Origin of the sequence: Enterococcus sp. S22(2020) (genome assembly GCF_020295385.1) — a bacterium.
Classification (GTDB): domain Bacteria; phylum Bacillota; class Bacilli; order Lactobacillales; family Enterococcaceae; genus Enterococcus_L; species Enterococcus_L dunnyi.
Genome location: NZ_JACFUD010000005.1, coordinates 224,533 through 243,456, shown reverse-complemented (window position 1 = coordinate 243,456; position 18,924 = coordinate 224,533). Strand labels below are relative to the sequence as shown.

Genomic DNA, 18,924 nt, shown 5'->3' with positions numbered 1-18,924 from the left:
TACATCATCTATTGATACGGTACTTCCAAAATTAAAATAGCTTTTAGGCTCTTAAAGAAAGAAAATGAGTTGTCTGATCATTCGTTTTCTTTCTTTAAAGGCTTAATAAAACCTTAGCGCTGCTACGAACGCAGCGCTAAGCAAAAAATTCTATTCTTTTACATCTTTTGGTACTTCTGGAACAGTGATTTTTTCATCGATGATTTCTTCTTTTGCTTTATCGACCGCTTTTTGTGCTTCATCTGATAAGTAACCTTTTGTCAAATCAACACCGCCGTCTTTCAAACCGTAAACTAAGTGTTCGCCACCAGGGAATTTATCTTCTAACGCACGGTTAGAAATATCTTGAACTGCAGCACCTACACCTTTAAGTGTTGATGTCAAAGTGAAGTTATCTTCTTTACCGTCTTTTGTTTTGTATTTACCTTCTTTGTCTTGGTCACTATCTACACCGATAACCCAAACTTTATCTTTTGAACCAGTTTCATTTAAATCTTTTGCTTCTTGGAAGACACCTTGGCCTGTACCGCCTGAAGCATGGAAGATGATGTCAGCGCCTTTTTGGTACATAGAAGCTGCTAATGCTTTTCCTTTAGCAGGATCACCAAATGAAGCAGCATATTCGATCTCAACTTTGATATCTTTGTTTAATTCTTTCGCTGTATCGATAACACCTTGATGGAAACCAGCTTCAAAACGGTCGATAACCGCGCCTTCTTCACCACCGATGAAACCTACAGTGTTTGTTTTTGTTGTATGAGCAGCTGCTACACCAGCTAAATAAGAAGCTTCTTGGTCTTTAAATGTTGCAGAAACGACATTGTCTTTGCCTTCAATGACACTATCAATGATACCGAATTGTGTATCTGGGTTTGCATCTGCTGCTGTACTGATAGAATCAGCTAATAAGTAACCGATCCCAAAGACTGTTTTAAATCCATTAGAAACAGCTGTATCGATATTTGTTACGTATTCAGAAGCGTCGTTTGACTGGATGTAATCAAAACCGTCTGCTCCTTTTTTAAGGTCATGTTCTTTCCCCCAAGCTTGTAATCCTTCCCAAGCTGATTGGTTGAATGAACGGTCATCTACACCACCGATATCTGTTACGATCACTACGCTGTGATCTGCGTCGCCGCCTGCAGAATTTCCGCCTGTTGAATCTGTTCCATCTTTTTTACCGCCGCCACAAGCTGCTAATGCCACTGTTAATGCTAGTGCAGTCAAGCCAAAACCAAATAATTTCGCTTTTTTCATTTCTGTAAAGCCCCCTAATAATAGTTTTATATTTTCAACAGCCGAATGACTGAATGAAACAAGATAATAATGTAACAACTCTCTCTTTGTTCGTCTTGTACTTTTCAACTTCAAATCACTACGTTCTTTGTGTTGCATGAACTGCTTAGACCTCGAACAAATTTGGAAAATGATAGAAAGATGTTTTTTTATCTTGCTAGCATTTTATCTATTTGTTGAGAGGTTTGGTTCATGTAGCTAGATCTTATAGATCTTTTTCAGTAAATGCATAAGGCAACAGCTCAGAAACTGTTGTTTCTTTTGTTACCCCGTGTTCACCAACTAGCGTCACTGGCATATCAGGCGCACAAAATTCAGCCATGACTTGACGGCACGCTCCGCATGGAGAAATTGGTTCCGGAGTATTTCCAGCAATCACTAAATGTTGGAAATCACGCTCGCCTTCTGAAACGGCTTTAAAGATTGCTGTTCGTTCTGCACAGTTAGTCAAGCCATACGACGCATTTTCAATGTTAACGCCTTGATAGGTTTGACCTGCTTCAGTTACTAAGCACGCACCTACCGGAAAGTGTGAATAGGGTACATATGCTTTTGTCAGCGCCTCATCAGCGATCGCCAACCACTCTTTTTTTGCTGTCATTTGTCCGCCACTTTCTTCTTTAGATTAATAGCCTGCTCCAGTTGCACCTTCCATGATCGCTACACCGGCACTTGTCCCAATGCGTGTTGCACCAGCTTCTATCATTGCAGTAGCTTCTGCTTCATTATGGATACCACCGGAAGCTTTGACCCCCATATCTGGTCCAACTGTTTCACGCATCAATTTAACATCCGCTACAGTCGCTCCACCTGTTGAAAAACCTGTCGATGTTTTGACGAAATCAGCGCCCGCTTCTTTCGCTAATTCACATGCTTTGACTTTTTCTTCATCTGTTAGTAATGCTGTCTCGATGATCACTTTCACTAAAGCCTTATCTTTGGCTGCATCTACGACTGCTTGGATATCTTTCAATACTTTTTTGTATTGTTTTGATTTCAAAGCACCGATATTGATCACCATGTCGACTTCTGTTGCGCCGTTATTGATAGCATCTGCCGCTTCATACGCTTTTACTTCTGAAGTGTTCGCTCCTAAAGGAAAGCCGATCACTGTACAAACATCTACAGAGGTTCCAGCTAAACGTTCCTTAGCAAAAGCGACCCAGCTTGGGTTGATACATACAGAGAAAAATTCATACTTTTTCGCTTCTTCAATGATTTGCAGAACTGCCTCTTCTGTCGCATCTGCTTTTAAAATAGTGTGGTCAATCATTTGATTTAATTCCATTATTTTTATACACATCCTTTATGCTGTTATTATATCATGGATCAGCTCAGGTTCAGTACCAGAACTGCCAATTTCGATATTTTTATATAAAAGTTCTTTCACATGATCGATCGATTCAGTATTGGCGTAAATCGTAAGCAACGCTTCGCCTTCTGTAACAGGCATCCCAACTTTTTTATGGAGTTTGATCCCAACTGCATGATCGATCGAATCTTCTTTTGTTGCTCGACCTGCACCTAAGAGCATTGCAGCAATTCCAATTTCATTAGCTACGATTTTTTGAACTGTTCCGCTTGCTTTTGCCGGCAGTTCGATTTCATACTGAGCAGTCAACAGACTTTCAGGATGATCGATCACACTATCATCGCCGCCTTGATTTTTGATCATTTCACGGAATTTAGCCAGTGCCTTTCCTGATTCCAATGCTTCTTTCAGCATTGCACGCGCTTCGTCCAAAGTCTCTGCTTTTTTCGCCAGCACAACCATTTGACTTCCTAAGATGTAGCACATTTCCAGCAAGTCTTCCGGGCCATTTCCTTGCAATGTTTCGATTGCTTCGACCACTTCAAGACTATTGCCGATGGCTTCACCTAAAGGCTGAGACATATCTGAGATGACCGCCATCGTTTGACGATTCGCAAGATGACCGATACGTACCATTGTTTTCGCTAAACGGCGGGCTTGATCGATATTTTTCATGAAGGCACCTTCACCAGTTGTTACATCTAAAACGATCGCATCTGCTCCCGCTGCGATTTTCTTACTCATGATCGAACTCGCGATCAATGGGATCGAATCAACAGTCGCTGTCACATCACGCAACGCATATAATTTTTTATCTGCGGGTGCCAGATCTCCTGATTGTCCTATGACTGCTACATGGCTTTCATTGACTAAGCGAATAAAATCTTCATCTGGTAACTCCACATGAAAACCTGGAATTGCTTCTAATTTATCGATCGTTCCTCCAGTATAACCAAGTCCTCGTCCAGACATTTTTGCTACGCTAACACCTACACTTGCTACCAAAGGTGCCAAGATCAACGTTGTCGTATCGCCTACGCCGCCAGTAGAGTGCTTGTCCACTTTGATTCCTTGGATAGATGATAAATCGATCATTTCACCTGAATTTGCCATCGCAAGTGTCAAAGTCGTGATTTCTTCATCCGTCATATCTTTGTAAAAAATAGCCATCAAAAGTGCACTCATTTGATAATCCGGAATATCACCACTTGTATATCCGGAAACAATAAATTGGATTTCTTCTTCTGTCAGTACGTGTCCATCACGTTTTTTTTCGATCAAATCGACCATTCTCATGCTTTTTTTCCTCCGAACTAATCCCCAAGGATGTATTATACACTAAATTTATTCAGGTTAAAACCTTTTAGTAAAACAGTTTACTAACGCTTCCATTTTTTTGAAAACGCTTATAACACGAACATTAAATCAAATCAACCGACTTGTCAATCGATTTCGTACTATTTCTTAAAATAAATGTTGTTTCAAAAGTTTTGTTCGGAATTTTTTTCTCGGGATGATCGATCGACTCCACCAAAAACTGAGCGGCATAAAAACCAATATCAAAGCTTGGTTGATAAACCGTCGTCAATCCAGGAACTAAATATTCAGAAATTTCCAAGCCATCAAAACCAATTACTGAGATATCTTCCGGGATTTTTTTTCCGCATTCTTCAATCGCTTGATATGCACCCATCGCCATCTCATCATTCCCGCAAAAAATCGCTGTGATTTTTTCATTTTTCAACACTTTTTTCGCCGCTTCATAACCTCCACCTAAATTCAGGTCTCCATTCGCCATGTATTCATCTCTCAGCGGAATTCCATGATCTTTTAGTGCATGCTGATACGCCGTGATCCTCTCTGTCAACTGATAATACCCGTCATTTTCCTTCAACATCCCGATATGTCTATGACCTTGCTTGATCAAAGAAGAAACCGCTTGGTAAGCGCCCTCATATTCTTTTACGATCAAACGCCCGCTTTCTCTAGGATTGATTCCGCGATCGACTAATATTACGGGAACCTTGCGTTTGCTTTTGTTTCGTAAAATATGGTTTGCCGGCAGTAAATTAGGTGTTGCAAAAATGATGCCATCAACAGAACGGTGGACAAGTTCTGTCACATATTGCGTTGCCTTATCTTCATCATGTTTGGAATTGCATAATAAAATCATGTATCCCAGAGAATTAAGATAGGTCTCCACACCTTCGATCACTTTTGCAAAGAAAAAATCAGTGACATCCGGCACTACCATACCGATCGTCTTTGAGTGGCGAGTGATGATATTCGAAGCAAAATAATCCGGCTTATAATCATACTCTTCCACAACTTCTAATACTTTCTTTCTCGTTTGTTCACTGAATCGGCTGCCTTTATTATTGATGATCTGAGAAACAGTGGTCACTGAAACGCCTGCCATATCCGCAATTTCCTTAATGGTCAACTTCATTATTCATTCTCCCTTTAGTCACATGCCTACCAACCATGTCAACGTTTTCAAAAAAACTTACTGAATGAGTTCAGTGTATCAGAAATTTCAGCAATAGAATAGTTTAAACAATAAAAATAACTCTTGAGCTCATCGCTCCTCTTCTTTTCTTTTATTCAAATCATGGTATTTCAAACGGTTGTATGTGTGGATTTCTTTTATTTTCTATTAGATATAAGTTCTCTTTTATTTCTTAGTAAAAATCTTTTTTTCTTATCTTGACATAGTTCATTGAGCATGTTAAAGTCTTCAAAATACTTATTGGAGCAATAGTTATGAAAGGATGATCATGTGAAGCGCGCACTTGTCAAAAATTTACCTAAAATAGAATTGCATTGCCATTTAGACGGTTCGATCAGACCAGCTACCTTACAAAAAATTGCAGCACAGCAAGGAATTTCACTACCAGCATCTGAAAACGAGCTCAAAGAACTTCTAGTTGCACCAGAAGATTGCCAAAATTTAAATGAGTACTTGCAGCGTTTTGACCTTGTATTAAGTTGTCTTCAGACAGAAAATGCCTTACAGCAAGCAGCTTTTGATTTAATCAGCCAAGCGTCTGAGGAGAATATTCAGTATATCGAAGTGCGTTTTGCCCCCTCTTTGCATACAGAAAAAGGCCTTTCTTTAGCCCAAATCGTAACCGCTGTGTTAGCAGGTTTGAATCAAGGACAAGAACAATTCGGCGTGAAAAGCAATGCGTTGTTGTGCGGCATGCGGCATGAAGAGCTGGATGAAATCGAACAGATCGTTCTTTTAGCAGAAGAGTATAAACGTTCTGGTGTTGCAGGTTTCGACCTTGCCGGCAATGAAATCGATTTTCCACCCTATGCTTTTGAAGAAACGCTAAGACTTGTTGAACGATCAAACATCCCTCTGACTCTACACGCAGGTGAATGCGGCTGCGGAAAAAATGTAGCAGATGCTGTCTATCTGGGTGCCAAACGAATTGGTCATGGCATCGCAGTAAAAGATACACCCGAATACTTTGCACTGCTTCAAGAACAAGGAACATTGATCGAAATGTGCCCAACGAGTAATTTTCAAACAAAAACAGTGACTTCTTTAGACGATTATCCATTTCAGCAGTTTTTAGATGCTGGTATCAATGTTTGCATCAATACCGATAATCGCACCGTTTCTGCCACCACATTAACTGACGAATTTATGAAACTACATGAATGGTACGGCATTACTTACAATGATATGGAACAGCTGAACCATAACGCTGTCACTGGTGCTTTTCTGCCAGAAGCAGAAAAACAACTGCTTCATGACCGATTATCAACTGACTACTTTGAACTGATCAATTAAAAAACACGGTGGAGTCAAGGATTCCGCCGTGTTTTTTAGTTGATTTAATTCGTTTGTACGATCCCTGTTTGGTTCACTCCGATGATTTGCCAATCATAGATTCTGGCAGTTTTACCATTTTGTTCAGCTTTTTCAAGACTCAGTTTGACATAGCGGGCCTCGACTAGACGAATCGCATCTTTACTTACGTCAGCTCGGTTTCCACGCGCCTGAACAACTGTTGTCCATGTTTGTTTATCATTGCTGATCAGGATATCATAGTCTTTTGTATTCCATTCCGAACTTTCTCCACCAGCTCCCGCATGAGACAACTCAAATCCGGCAATTGTTTTGACTGCGCCTAAATCAGCGATCATCCATGGTTTGTCACTGCTATTGTCACACCATTTCGTGCTTAGGTCGCCATCTAAAGCATAGCGATAACTTTCACGTTCATTGGTGTAACCAGATCCTTCTGTTGCACTTGTCGTTGGCAAGATCGAAAGATTTTCACTTGTGATGCCGCTTCCTTTGTCATAAACATAAATATAATCTTCAATAACGACTTCCGTCTCACCTGCTGAATTGAATGCTGTCGCTTTGACTGTATAGCTTCCTGCTTTCGCAAATGTTACCGTCGCTTCTTGCCCAGAGATCATCTCAAGATCACTGCCAGATATTTCCCAATTTACTGTTTCTGTTGATTTAGAGACTGCAGCTGATAATGTTACTGGTTCACCGACAGCAACTAACGTTTTACTTGCGTTGATCGCGATTTCAGGTTTTTTCAGTGCTTCAAATGTGTAGACCGCTGAGGCTGATCTCTTACGGTCTTCCCGACCATAAAAATCAACTGGAACGACCTGATAAACAGATGTTTCTGATATGCGTTCCTGATTTAACAGCGTATAAGATGTATTTGCTGTCTCTCCTTCAAATTGTAGCTGGCCTTCAACTTCACGATATATTCGATAGGACGCAGTATTCTTTCCTTTCGTTTGCCAGCTGATATTGACGTTTTCAGTTAGGTCATCAACGATACTTTTTCCTGGAAAAACTACCTTGTCTATTTTGCTGACAGGTGTTGTTTTTTCTTTTCCTAATCGGAGTTGACCTAAATAAATTTCTGCTGATGCCGTATTGGTATTTTTCAAGTCCAAACCGATCGATGTGATCGTCTTACCTGCAACTGATTTTAGCGAATAGCTCGTTTGAATCCAGCCATTTTCTAGATTTTTCTGCTCACCATTCAGTACAGTTGGAGTTTCTTTTTCTTTCATTTCCAATACGAGTCCTGTTTCGTCTGCACCTTTCGTCACAACACTCACCGTATCAGAAGCTGAAGGTTTGACTTGTGCTGCGTATAAATTGATACGAGTTGCTTGATTCTCAGTCATTTGACCGGATAATTTGATCGAAGAACCGCCATTATAGGCATCTTCATAACTAATATCCGCACTCAAGTGATTACCTGCTTCATTATCGATGACCCAGCGGTAGGTCGGCATGACATCTTGAATACTGCGGTTATTAAAGGTTCCTTCTTTGACCTTTGTACCGTTTAAATAAAATGCATCTCCATTACCTACATTAAAATTCGTCAAGAATGGAAATTGTGTAACTGGCGATTTCTCGACATAATACCGAGAAACTCCTTGCCATTCATTTTTCCCACTAGTAACGGCTCTGGGATCACCTTGGGGATTGATCCAAAGCAGCTGTTCGTTTTTCCAGTAGCGTTCGATATCGTATTGTCCACCATCTCTCAGTGTCCAGTCAGGACAGTATAGGCCTAAAGAAACAATTGGTTTTCCATCGGTATCTAAAATACTGCTTGGTTTTCTGCCTGTGTTTACGCCATTTGCCTGCACATCGATTCCAGCAAACAAATCGTAGGGATCACGTTTCAGCTGAAGTGCTTTTTCCTTAGAAGAAGCTAGTTCACGCCAGCGAAAATCAATAAACATATTATCAGAAACACGTTTTTTCCCTTCTTGGAAATAGCCTTGATTCGTTTCATTCAACGCGCCTTGCCACACGACATTGCCGCTTGGAATCATCGAATCATACCAAATGATCTGTTGATTTTTAGGTTTTTTAGCCTGTAAATAGCTTAAACATTCTTTCATCTGACTAGCCGTTTGTGCATCGACATTTGTTTCCTGATTGATAAACCAACCATCAAAGCCGTACGCTGCTGACATTTCTAACAGCTTATCTGCCATTGGAAAGCGGCCTTTAGAATCTTTTTGCACGAATTGCTCTACCCATTCACTTTTTCCACCGTAAGCTTCCGGCGGGAAAAAGACTGTCCCGATCACCGGCACGCCATTTCGATGAGCTGAATCTGTCACATCACCACTTGGCGGTACAATGATCCCTTCACCAGAAGAACCAGCCCAAGCAACCAAAGTATCTACATATTGCCAGTTCGTAAAGTTATAAACAGCTTTATCCGCATCCCCTTGCGCCGGCGTTCCTTTTGTGTGTCGATTGACGATCGCAATCGATAAAACTTTCGCGTCTGTACTTTGATCCTCATTCATTTTCTTTCCTTTTACGCGAGATGCTAAAGGAACTTTCGATACATTGAAAGGCGCATCGGGGTCTGTTTTAGCACTCCAATTTAGTAATGTTTCCGGAAATAAGGCTGTTGCTTGGGGAGAATGCTCGTTGATTGGTATCCCACTATTTCCAACTGACTCTGCATGAGCCGGCAAGTCGAGTCCGATAGACCCGACTGCTGCCCCCAATGTAAGTATCGAGCAATAAAACAACTGTTTCCATTTTTTTCTTTTCACTGAATGAACCTCCTTCATTATTCGCCTAAATGCAGCATCATTCATTCTTCTACAAAATGTTAGCGCTTTCCATCTGGTTTATAAATAGAAAAATTATAGGTTTTCGTTTAAAAACTATAGGTCATACTTTCGCTAATGAGCATTCTGATCCGAGAGGTAAGATGGATCTACTTTCCTCTCGTCGTTTATTCGCGTTTTAAAGAGCGGAACAAAACTGGTTTTAGTTTTGTCCCGCTCTCCTTTCATACTTCCCTTATTGATAAAAATGTTCTGAAAAGGCAGCCATCAATTGGACTACCTCTAAAAAAATCGTTTCTTCTTCTTTCGCTTCCGGTTTATCACACCAGATCGCTAACGCAGCTCCTTTGATCTGTTCTTGATGTTCCGTCTTGACTTTTTGTTCAGATGCAAATAGATCCGGCTGCCATTTCTCTTTGATTTTTTGTGCTGTTGGATAAGAATAACCAGCATTTTCTCCTAGCACATAATAGAGATAATTATCATTAAAATTGATGACGGAGTAGTCTTTATCTAGAAACGTCCGAACGGGTGCCATTTCCTTTTGCCATCTTGTCCAATACGTAATTTCCAGCTCTTCGCTTAATGTACTTGTCCTATTTTTTCTAAAGAAAGCATCATTCCAAACTCTCGGAATAAAACCAGCTTGTCTGACAAGCGCTGCAATCGAATTGACATACCCTTCGAATTTCTCTTGTCCCCGATCAGCCAAAGCTGGATAACATTCGAAATGATCAAAATCAGCAAATTCATCTGCCCCAATATGAAAGTAGCGACAACCAGTAAAAAGCGCCACATATTCTTGATAAAGAGAAAAGGTAAAAGCTACGGCTGCCTCATTCGTCACATCCATCGCCGACGAAACAGAAGATATCCCCCGTGACGTCAGCTCTTTTAATTGCCATTCTGGATGCTTTTTGAGTATATGTGTCATATGTCCCGGTGTATCTAAGTCTGGAATAATTTCGATCGATAATTCAGCGGCAGCCTCTATCAACTTGCGCACTTCCTTTTGCGATAAAGTCTTTTGGGAATTGAGTTCAGGATATTTTTTTGATTCGATCCCCAAACCTGTATCCTCGGAAAAATGCAGCTGCAGATAATTAAAGCCAAACAATGCCATTTCTTCCAGCAGCAGCCTTAAAAAGTTCGGGGTAAAATACTTCCTGCCGATATCCAGCATGATGATGCGCTCGGATATCTTTGGTATTTTTGACCCGCATTCACATTCTTTTCCCAATCTAAGCGATCTTGCTACGTACATCAGACCTTGAAATGCTCCGTTCTCATTATCAGCACTAAGCAATAGTGGTGCAACAGACTCAATTGAAAACAACGCTGATGATCCAGAAGAACGTTTCATTACAACCACAGCCTCTTCGCTATCAGAAACAAATCGAACCTTTTTCCCCAACAATCGCTCATACAGCTCACTTATTTGTTTTCTCGATAGACAAAATGCTGCATCCAGAAAAATAGACAACTCTGAGTCCATCTTTACGCACCCTCTTTAGCTAAAAGCAGACAACCGATCGTTCCGCTATTATCTCCTAATCCACAGCCGACAATATAATCATCAGGCAATGAGACATAACCACCTAGCTGCTCTTCCAATGATTGGCGGATTTTCTCTAAAAGATGTGTTTGCTTCATGACCCCGCCACCTAAAATAATTTTTTCTGGTGATAAGATCAATGTATAGTTCATCAATGCCTGGGCTAGATAAAAAGCTTCAAGTTCCCAAACCGCATGATCCACTGCTACTAACTGGCCTTTGACTCCTGTTCTTTTTTCGAGCGCTGGACCTGCTGCCAAGCCTTCAAGGCAATGGTCATGATAAGGACAAGTACTTTCAAAAGAATCCTCTGGATGCCGTGTTACTGAGATATGTCCCATCTCAGGATGACTGAACCCATGTAAAATAGATCCTTGAACTACAGCACCGCCGCCAACACCGGTTCCCACAGTCAAATAAAGACAGTTTTGAGTATTTCGTCCAGCTCCTAAATGCATCTCTCCATAAGCCGCGGCATTGACATCTGTCGTCCAAGCAATCGGCAGAGCATATCGCGCCTTCAATAACCCTAAAAGATCGATGTTTCTCCAGCCATTTTTAGGCGTTGACGTGATATACCCATAGGTTTCAGATTGTTCATTGACATCGATCGGACCGAATGAGCCAACACCTAATCCCTTAAGTTCATATCGATCAAAAAAATCAAAGACTTGAGCCAACGTTTCTTCCGGTAACGTTGTTGGTATACTGATCCGTTCAATAATCGATAGCTCCTCATCCGCTACAGCGCAAACAAATTTTGTTCCACCTGCTTCGATCGATCCATAATAGCTCATGTTTTCCTCTCCTTTTCTCATCTACGAAACCCGATCGTTCGAATTTCATATGGACTTAACTCTTCACCTAATGATTCTGATTGTTTTTCTTCAAGCAAATTCAGCTTCTCTGCTGTATTCGTCTGTTTTTTTACTTGCACTTCTGCCGCTTGATCACTCATATTGAAGCCGCGAACCACTAAATACTGATCGTCTTCACTATTTTTGACCGCTGTAACAGCAAATGTCGAGCCTGCTACCGTTACATACTGATCTTCAGCCTTTAATTGACCTGAATGACGAGTCGTCTGCTTCAAACTAAATGGAATTTGTGCACTATACGCCCGCTGATAGGTTTCGTAGCGCCCAGAGTCTGCACCATGAAAATCCAATCCATATTGGAACGCAAACTCTCCATGACATTGCGCCTCCGGTGTTGGGAAATAGCCCCAATCCCCCATTTCGCCGACAGCTCTTACTAACGTCAATGCGATCGTATTTTTTTCCGGCAAGACTTCATATTCATTTAATCCATAATTTGAAACAGTCATTCCCCGCATTTCATCATGAATATTGACGAATGCATGTTGATGCTGTGGATTGGTCGGATTTTCCCAGCTCTTACTTACTTGGTTCGGCCTTGTAACCACCTCATAAATACTATCGGCTTCATGCGTCTCAGCTTCGATCTCCGTTGGAAATAGTACACGTAAACGATGATCATCCATTTGATTATCGATCGTTGTTTCAAAGGCTAAACGAGAAGAATCTTTCGTCATCGTTACAAGTGTTGTGATCGTGAGTGATTTCAGCTTCGTTGAGCGCTTCGCTTTTCGATAACGGAAATCGACTACTGCTCTTTGTTCTTGTAAGAGCAATTCTTCTGCCGCTTCTGGGATCATCATCTGCTGAACGATTTTCACTTGTGCGATAAATGACTCGTCTTTCACGACGGCAATTTCTGCTGAGAGTTCATTCGATAGAATCGGCGTTGTTCCTTCCGGCTGTTTGAAGATATACTCATTCCCGATATCTCCAGTATCTTCAAAAGTAAGCAACTCATGATAGGTTTTTCCAGTCGCTCGATCCTGAACGTTTATCGTACCATTCTCATTGAATTTCACCTCTAAAAGATCATTTTCCAAAACCACAGGCGTCTCACTTTTGACCATCGAAGCAGCTAGTTGAGGATGTTCCTGTATTTCTTGCAACGCAAATGTTTCCCATGAAAATGCTGGCAAATCAGAGAGCAGCATTTTTACTTCAACATATTTTGCCATGTATGGAACTCTAAAACGATCTTTCGGCAAGTCATATCCAAAGCAAACTTCTGGCGCAGAAATGCTTGCGGGGATTCTTTTGCCTTGTCCGTCGATCACCTCAAAATTTGGTGTCTCACTTTCATTTAATTCCTGCCATAGTTCATGAGGAACGCCTTCTTTAAATGGCTTTCTTTCAAGCTCGATTCTTACATTGACGATATCTGATTTTACATAACCAGATGTATTAAAAACAACAAAAGGGTAACTGTTTTCCGGAAATCCATCTGTTTGCACTTCACTTACAAGCTGTTCTAGCGATTCATTCGCCAAGTAGTTGCCGACTTCATCCGCTTTTTCAAATCTCGTGATCATTTCTCGGTGAACCTCATCTGCTGAACACCCGCAAATACTATCGTGAGGATGATTTTGCAATAATAATTTCCAGGCATAATCTAGCTGATCATGTGGATAGCTGCCTGTTAGATCATACGCCATAGCCGCCAAGGGCTCAGTAACATTCTCTAGCTGTCGCTCTACTTTGGTATTCCATTGTTTCAAATACACTCTGGCAGATGCGGTATTAGCTAAGGTAAACCAGCCGTCAGTTTCTTGACTTGTCAATTCCCCATGAACGGTTCCAACATGTTCCGGCAGGTCCTGACGAACTGCTTGTAGATATTCATCAAAATTAGAATGAACAAATTCATATTCCGGGAATAATTCATTCGCCAACGCAATCGCTTTAGTCACATCTTTTTGAACAGGTTGATGATCCACACCATTCATCATCAATAAATGGTTTGTTGAAGCAAATTTTTCAGCTTCCGCTAATTTTTGTGTCCAAAAAGTTACTGCTTCTTCTTTAGTTGCTGGAATTTCATTGCCGTTGCTGTACCAATTTGCAAACAGGAGTCCTAAAATATTCGTCCCGTCTGGTCCTTGCCACCACATTTCAGAATACTGAGAGGTGTAATTTTCATCATCCAGCACCTCATTATTGAAGCCCACTGGTTTGACACCTCGACCAAAAGCGGCTGTTTCTAACCCAGCCTGTTTCATCATTTGCGGGGTCTGTCCCATATTACCGAATGTGTCAGGGAAATAGCCTAGGTTCACTGGAGCGCCCCATTTTTCACTTTCCTTTTTACCGATCAGCATATTCCGGACATTTGATTCAGAGCTGATCAAGAAATCATCTTGTAAAATGTAAAATGGTCCTATTTTTAGTTTTCCAGCAGTAATCGCTCGTTGAACATCCTCTTTGCGTTCTGGACGAACTTGTAAATAATCGTCCAATATAATGGTCTGTCCATCAAGATGAAAACTATTGAATGCTGGATCTGTTTCAATTAGCTCTAAGACATCATCCATCAATTCGACTAAGCGCATATGATGCTGCTCATACGGCATGTACCATTCACGATCCCAGTGGGAATGGGAAACGATGTAAACTTTTTTCTTCATGTTATTGCTCCTTCTCTCGTCCATTTTTTAACGTGCCACACGAATCTCAAAATAATCCATCACTAATTCACAGAACATCATGTTCGCCCAGGAGAACCATTCCCGCGTATAGTTTTCGGGATCGTCTACATCAAAGCCTTCATGCATCAAATGAGTTCCTGCATCATTTGCAACCAGCGAATCAAGAATTCGTTTTTTCTCAGCTTTATCGCTTGTTGTCATTCCTTCCATCGCTAAAGCAATCGGCCACACATAATTTTCCGGTGTATGAGAGCTGCCGATTCCTTTCGCGTATTTGCCCTCATAAAAATAGGGATTCTCTTGGCTTAAAAGAGTAGCTCTTGTCTCTTGATATATCAAATCTGTTTCATCTACATACCCTAAATATGGTGCTGCCAGTAAGTTAGGAATATTACTATCATCCATGATCGTACTATTGCCCAAACCGTCAACCTCATAGGCAAAAACTTGCTTTCCTTGCTGATTCTTGGTTAGCCCGTAGGCTTTGATCCCTGTATCGATTTCTTTTTTTAATTTTACCGCTTGATCAACTATTTCCTGATTCGATAACACCGTAGAAAAAATCTCTTCTATATAGCCTAAAATCACAACTGCAAACATATTCGACGGTACTAAATAACCGTAACGGCAAGCATCATCACTTGGTCGAAACCCAGACCACGTCATCCCAGTTGGTCCAACGTCTGATCCACGACCAGCGTTCGGCAATGTATCTTCCGATCGTGTCGTGTCTCTTTCAAAGGTATAGGATGAACCTTGATGATTTTGTTCTGTTTTAAACACAGTCAAAATCTTTTTCACGCCGTCGATAAATGATCGATCAAACTGCTTTGTATAACCTGTATTTTTATATAATAAATAGGCCAGCTGAACAGGATAACACAGAGAATCGATTTCATATTTACGTTCCCAAATCCAAGGGTTCATCGTTGTTTTGTCCGTTTGATGCCCTGCACTATTTGCCGTTTCGTTAAAAGCATTTGCATATGGATCGATGTTGATATATCTAAATTGTCGCTGAACAAGTCCACAAATCATGTCGGCAAGTTCTGGATCTTCTTTCGCGATCACTAAATACGGACGAACTTGCGCCGTTGAGTCACGCAGCCACATTGCTGGAATATCACCAGTCAATAGAAAAGTTGTTCCATCCTCTTGCTTTTTGACAGTTGTCGTCAACGTATTCGCAAATGCAGCATTAAAATTCTCCGCCCAATCGGCGTGCTCTTCACCGCATAATTTAGTAATCGTTTCCATAAATGTCCGTACGGACTCGGGAATTTTTTTATCCACTATCAATAACCTCCAATATTTGATATATCATTTCACAACGAAAGTATATGACATCAATAGTCTTTTGTCTACTCTTTTTTATTTTTCTTTGAATTGACGTTCTTTTCCCACTATGATAAACTACTCTTAATGATATATCATTTCGCATTAGGAGAGCTATTATGACTAAACCTTTATATAAAAAAATCATCGATGATCTGTTACAGGCAATCGCTTCTGGAAAATTGCCCGAACATGCACAGCTTCCGACAGAAAAAGAGCTTTCCCAAACGTACCAAGTTAGCCGGATCACATCCAAGCGGGCATTGACTGAATTAGAAAACCAAGGGTTGATATACCGTATTCAAGGAAAAGGTAGCTATGTTCAAACACAACGACCAAAGAAAAAGAAGGCCGCACGTATTTTATTTTTGATTCCTTTCTTAAATGACTTATCTTTAGGAAATTTCAATGAAGGACTAGCGCCAGTTACGAGTGAGCATCAATACGAAGTGATCATGTCATCCGCAGAATTTTTGATCAACAAACAAGCGGAAGATATTATGGCTGATTTTGACGGTATGATTTATTATGCCCATAATACAGAAGATTTCTTAGATACCTTATTTGAGTTATCGATCCAGCAGTTCCCTGTCATTATTTTAGACAAAAAAATCCATGATTTGCCTTATCCAACGATTCAGTCAGACAACTTTTCTGGAGGAGAAATGGCAACAAATTATTTAGCAACACATGGCCATCAGCGAATTGCGTATATTTTCGGTGAATCAACATTGCCTCAATCTGTGCGCCAGCGGTATTTAGGTTATATCCATGCAACAAAAGAACATCATTTATCATTTCATACAGCACTATCGGATAAAGCAGCGATTTCAAATGAAAAAACTTTAGAGTATTTAATAGAAAATGAGATCACAGGTGTTGTGTGCGAAAATGATTTAGTCGCGATTTCATTGATGAATCAGGCGAAACGAGCAAATATCAGCATCCCTGCCCAACTTTCTGTCGTTGGCTTCGATAATATCCAAGCAGCCTCTTTGGTCGATCCTTCACTGACGACGATCGCTCAAGATTTCAAAGGCATGGGACAATTAGCGGGAACGATGTTGATAGAATGGATCGAGCAACAAGTAATACCGACAGACCAACAGATTCCTGTAAAACAAATCATCAGACATTCGACAAAGGAGATTTAATGCATGAACCCATACTCGATCGATACAAGACACGGTACCGATAATCAACATTCATTTTCAAACGGCAACTGTCTGCCTTATACAGGCGTTCCTTTTGGGATGAATTATTTTGCTCCTCAAACCAACGGCGACAACGGTAGTTGGTGGTTTAATCCGCGAGACCACATCTTTCAAGGCTTTCGCTTAACGCACCAGCCAAGCCCTTGGATGGGCGATTTTAGCTACTTTGTTCTTTTGCCATATAACGGTTCGTTGAAGGAAGAAACGTTTTTTCATGCGCAGTCTTCTTACCGACCGGATGAAAGCGTTTTTAGCCCTAGTTACCTAGAAATCACTGAACAGCGTTATCAACTGACGACACGGTTGATTCCTAGTATGTACGGCGGTGTTTTAACTGCTCGCTACACGCAACCAGAAGCAAAATTACTTCTCTCACTACCTGGTAAGTACCACCTTCGAATCGAAGACGCTCACACTGTTTCAGGCTCGATCATCAATTATGCTGGTTGTGAAGATGCTGATTTTACCTTTTACTTTACGCTATACTTTAAAGAACCCTTGTTAAAGGAAACTTGGTTAGAAAAGTCAGGTGACAACAATGTCGTTTCCTTTTCTTTTGGTGACATTGAGGAACAGATCGTACAATTCGGAACCTCTTTTATCAGCGGCGCACAAGCTAAACTGAATTTATCTAGAGAAGTACATTGGCAGCCTGAAGATTATCTCGCTCATTCTAACGCTCAATGGAAAGATTACCTTAGTAGAATCGAGATTCAAGATCGAAATGCTGAACGGTATTCAACGTTTTATCATAACTTGTATCGAGCATTTCTATTTCCCCAAACCTTCTACGAAAAAGATGAAAATGATCGAGCTATTCACTACGACACATTAGCAAAACAAGTGAAACAAGGTGTTCTCTATACCAACAATGGTTTTTGGGATACGTATAAAACTGTTTATCCACTGTACTCACTGATTGCACAGGACAAATATGAAGAAATGCTGGAAGGATTTTTAACAAGCTATCGCGAGAGTGGTTATTTACCTAAATGGTTATCACCAGACGAAAGAGGGTTGATGCCTGGTACATTGATCGATGCAGTGATTGCTGATGCAGCTGTAAAAAATATTCGCCCTGATTTAATGCCTGAATTTTTAGAAGCCATGCTCAAAGGGGCAACCATTCAAAGTAAACATTCGAACTATGGTCGGCAAGGAACCGATGATTATTTAAAGTATGGTTATGTGCCGGCAAATTATCATGAATCAGTCAATCATACGCTTGATTACTGTTACAGCGACTTCTGTATTTCTCAAGTAGCGAAACAGCTGAACGACACAGCTACTGCTGAACATTATCAAAAACAAGCAAAGAATTTCTTGACTATTTTTGATCCAAAAACAGGATTCATGAGAGCCAAGCAAACAGATGGACAGTTTAAAGAACCATTTAATTGTTATAGCTGGGGAGAAGATTATGCTGAAGGTAGTTCTTGGCAAAGCAGCTTCGCTGTTTACCATGACTTCAAAGGGCTGATCGAGGCTTTCGGCGGGCCAGAAAAGTTCCAACAAAAATTGATCGACCTTTGCAATCAAACGCCTACTTTTGATGTCTCTGGTTACGGCTTTGAGATCCATGAAATGAGCGAGATGGCTGCCATCGATTTTGGGCAGCTGGCTATCTCAAATCAGCCAAGTTTCCATTTCCCTTATTTATTCAGTTACCTAGGTAAACCTGAGTTTGCTCAACCACTGATAAAACAACTGATGACCCAAACTTTTAACGACAGTTTCACTGGATATCCAGGCGACGAAGATAACGGTAGTATGGCTAGCTGGTACATTTTCAGTTCTTTAGGAATGTATCCCGTATGTCCCGGCTCTGGTGAATATGTGATCGGGATGCCTCTATTTGATAAAGCGACTCTTCATTTATCTAATGGCAAGTCCGTCACGATCACTGCAGGTCCAAATCAAGAGCAGCATCAATTTGTCGATCATATCCATTTCAATGACACACCGTATGATGCTCTATTCTTCAAACACGAAGATCTATTAAGTGGAGCAAAGATCGATTTTTCACTTGGAACTGTTCCTAGACCTAAATCTTATACAGATGAACAACTGCCATTTAGCATATAAAATA

13 protein-coding genes are annotated in these 18,924 nt (G+C 40.7%); 3 read left to right on the top strand and 10 right to left on the bottom strand.

Translation table 11 applies throughout. The annotated features are described in order from the left end of the window. Positions 1-150 precede the first annotated feature (150 nt). The 5 genes from H3T55_RS12215 to H3T55_RS12195 form a co-directional block, all read right to left on the bottom strand. Positions 151-1,257, bottom strand: coding sequence for a BMP family lipoprotein (locus H3T55_RS12215; RefSeq protein WP_087642076.1), 1,107 nt, complete (start codon positions 1,255-1,257; stop codon positions 151-153). 244 nt (positions 1,258-1,501) lie between these two features. Beyond that, positions 1,502-1,897, bottom strand: coding sequence for a cytidine deaminase (locus tag H3T55_RS12210; RefSeq protein ID WP_087641989.1), 396 nt, complete (start codon positions 1,895-1,897; stop codon positions 1,502-1,504). Between the two features lie 24 nt (positions 1,898-1,921). Further along, the gene (gene deoC / locus H3T55_RS12205; RefSeq protein ID WP_087641988.1) at positions 1,922-2,584 is read right to left on the bottom strand and encodes a deoxyribose-phosphate aldolase; all 663 of its coding nucleotides are present in this window, start codon (positions 2,582-2,584) and stop codon (positions 1,922-1,924) included. Positions 2,585-2,602: 18 nt separating this feature from the next. Then, positions 2,603-3,904 (bottom strand): pyrimidine-nucleoside phosphorylase, encoded by a 1,302-nt coding sequence (locus H3T55_RS12200; RefSeq protein WP_225534697.1) that lies wholly within the window; start codon positions 3,902-3,904, stop codon positions 2,603-2,605. A 124-nt stretch (positions 3,905-4,028) separates the two neighbouring features. Continuing rightward, positions 4,029-5,057 carry a LacI family DNA-binding transcriptional regulator gene (locus H3T55_RS12195; protein WP_087641986.1) on the bottom strand — a complete coding sequence of 343 codons (1,029 nt, stop codon included), beginning with the start codon at positions 5,055-5,057 and terminating at the stop codon, positions 4,029-4,031. 330 nt (positions 5,058-5,387) lie between these two features. Here H3T55_RS12195 and add point away from each other — a divergent pair, with 330 nt between their 5' ends. Then, positions 5,388-6,410, top strand: a complete 1,023-nt coding sequence (gene add / locus H3T55_RS12190) for an adenosine deaminase (protein WP_225534696.1) — start codon at positions 5,388-5,390, stop codon at positions 6,408-6,410. 44 nt (positions 6,411-6,454) lie between these two features. Here add and H3T55_RS12185 read toward each other — a convergent pair whose 3' ends face one another. From H3T55_RS12185 to H3T55_RS12165, 5 genes are all read right to left on the bottom strand, one after another. Then, a complete protein-coding gene (locus H3T55_RS12185; protein ID WP_225534695.1) occupies positions 6,455-9,190 on the bottom strand; it encodes an endo-beta-N-acetylglucosaminidase in 2,736 nt (911 codons plus the stop codon). A gap of 253 nt (positions 9,191-9,443) precedes the next feature. Continuing rightward, positions 9,444-10,703: a family 20 glycosylhydrolase gene (locus tag H3T55_RS12180; RefSeq protein ID WP_225534694.1), complete on the bottom strand. Its 1,260-nt coding sequence runs from the start codon at positions 10,701-10,703 to the stop codon at positions 9,444-9,446. Positions 10,704-10,705: 2 nt separating this feature from the next. Further along, entirely contained in the window at positions 10,706-11,560 is an 855-nt protein-coding gene (locus H3T55_RS12175; RefSeq protein WP_225534693.1) for an ROK family protein, read from the bottom strand. Positions 11,561-11,577: 17 nt separating this feature from the next. Then, positions 11,578-14,265, bottom strand: a complete 2,688-nt coding sequence (locus H3T55_RS12170) for an alpha-mannosidase (protein ID WP_225534692.1) — start codon at positions 14,263-14,265, stop codon at positions 11,578-11,580. A 27-nt stretch (positions 14,266-14,292) separates the two neighbouring features. After that, on the bottom strand, positions 14,293-15,582 hold the full coding sequence (locus H3T55_RS12165; RefSeq protein ID WP_225534745.1) for a glycoside hydrolase family 125 protein: 1,290 nt from the start codon (positions 15,580-15,582) through the stop codon (positions 14,293-14,295). A 158-nt stretch (positions 15,583-15,740) separates the two neighbouring features. On the opposite strand from H3T55_RS12165, the gene H3T55_RS12160 reads away from it, so the two are divergent. Together H3T55_RS12160 and H3T55_RS12155 are read left to right on the top strand one after the other, a co-directional pair. Next, complete coding sequence (locus tag H3T55_RS12160) at positions 15,741-16,775, top strand: GntR family transcriptional regulator (protein WP_225534691.1); 1,035 nt, start codon at positions 15,741-15,743, stop codon at positions 16,773-16,775. Between the two features lie 3 nt (positions 16,776-16,778). Then, positions 16,779-18,920, top strand: coding sequence for a GH92 family glycosyl hydrolase (locus H3T55_RS12155; RefSeq protein WP_225534690.1), 2,142 nt, complete (start codon positions 16,779-16,781; stop codon positions 18,918-18,920). Positions 18,921-18,924 lie beyond the last annotated feature (4 nt).

What these genes read in the sequence shown, in the direction of transcription:
- H3T55_RS12155 (WP_225534690.1), top strand. Translation starts at nt 16,779, where the DNA reads ATGAACCCATACTCGATCGATACAAGACACGGTACCGATAATCAACAT.
- deoC (WP_087641988.1), bottom strand. Translation starts at nt 2,584, where the DNA reads ATGGAATTAAATCAAATGATTGACCACACTATTTTAAAAGCAGATGCG.
- H3T55_RS12210 (WP_087641989.1), bottom strand. Translation starts at nt 1,897, where the DNA reads ATGACAGCAAAAAAAGAGTGGTTGGCGATCGCTGATGAGGCGCTGACA.
- H3T55_RS12195 (WP_087641986.1), bottom strand. Translation starts at nt 5,057, where the DNA reads ATGAAGTTGACCATTAAGGAAATTGCGGATATGGCAGGCGTTTCAGTG.
- H3T55_RS12200 (WP_225534697.1), bottom strand. Translation starts at nt 3,904, where the DNA reads ATGAGAATGGTCGATTTGATCGAAAAAAAACGTGATGGACACGTACTG.
- H3T55_RS12170 (WP_225534692.1), bottom strand. Translation starts at nt 14,265, where the DNA reads ATGAAGAAAAAAGTTTACATCGTTTCCCATTCCCACTGGGATCGTGAA.
- H3T55_RS12215 (WP_087642076.1), bottom strand. Translation starts at nt 1,257, where the DNA reads ATGAAAAAAGCGAAATTATTTGGTTTTGGCTTGACTGCACTAGCATTA.
- H3T55_RS12175 (WP_225534693.1), bottom strand. Translation starts at nt 11,560, where the DNA reads ATGAGCTATTATGGATCGATCGAAGCAGGTGGAACAAAATTTGTTTGC.
- H3T55_RS12180 (WP_225534694.1), bottom strand. Translation starts at nt 10,703, where the DNA reads ATGGACTCAGAGTTGTCTATTTTTCTGGATGCAGCATTTTGTCTATCG.
- H3T55_RS12160 (WP_225534691.1), top strand. Translation starts at nt 15,741, where the DNA reads ATGACTAAACCTTTATATAAAAAAATCATCGATGATCTGTTACAGGCA.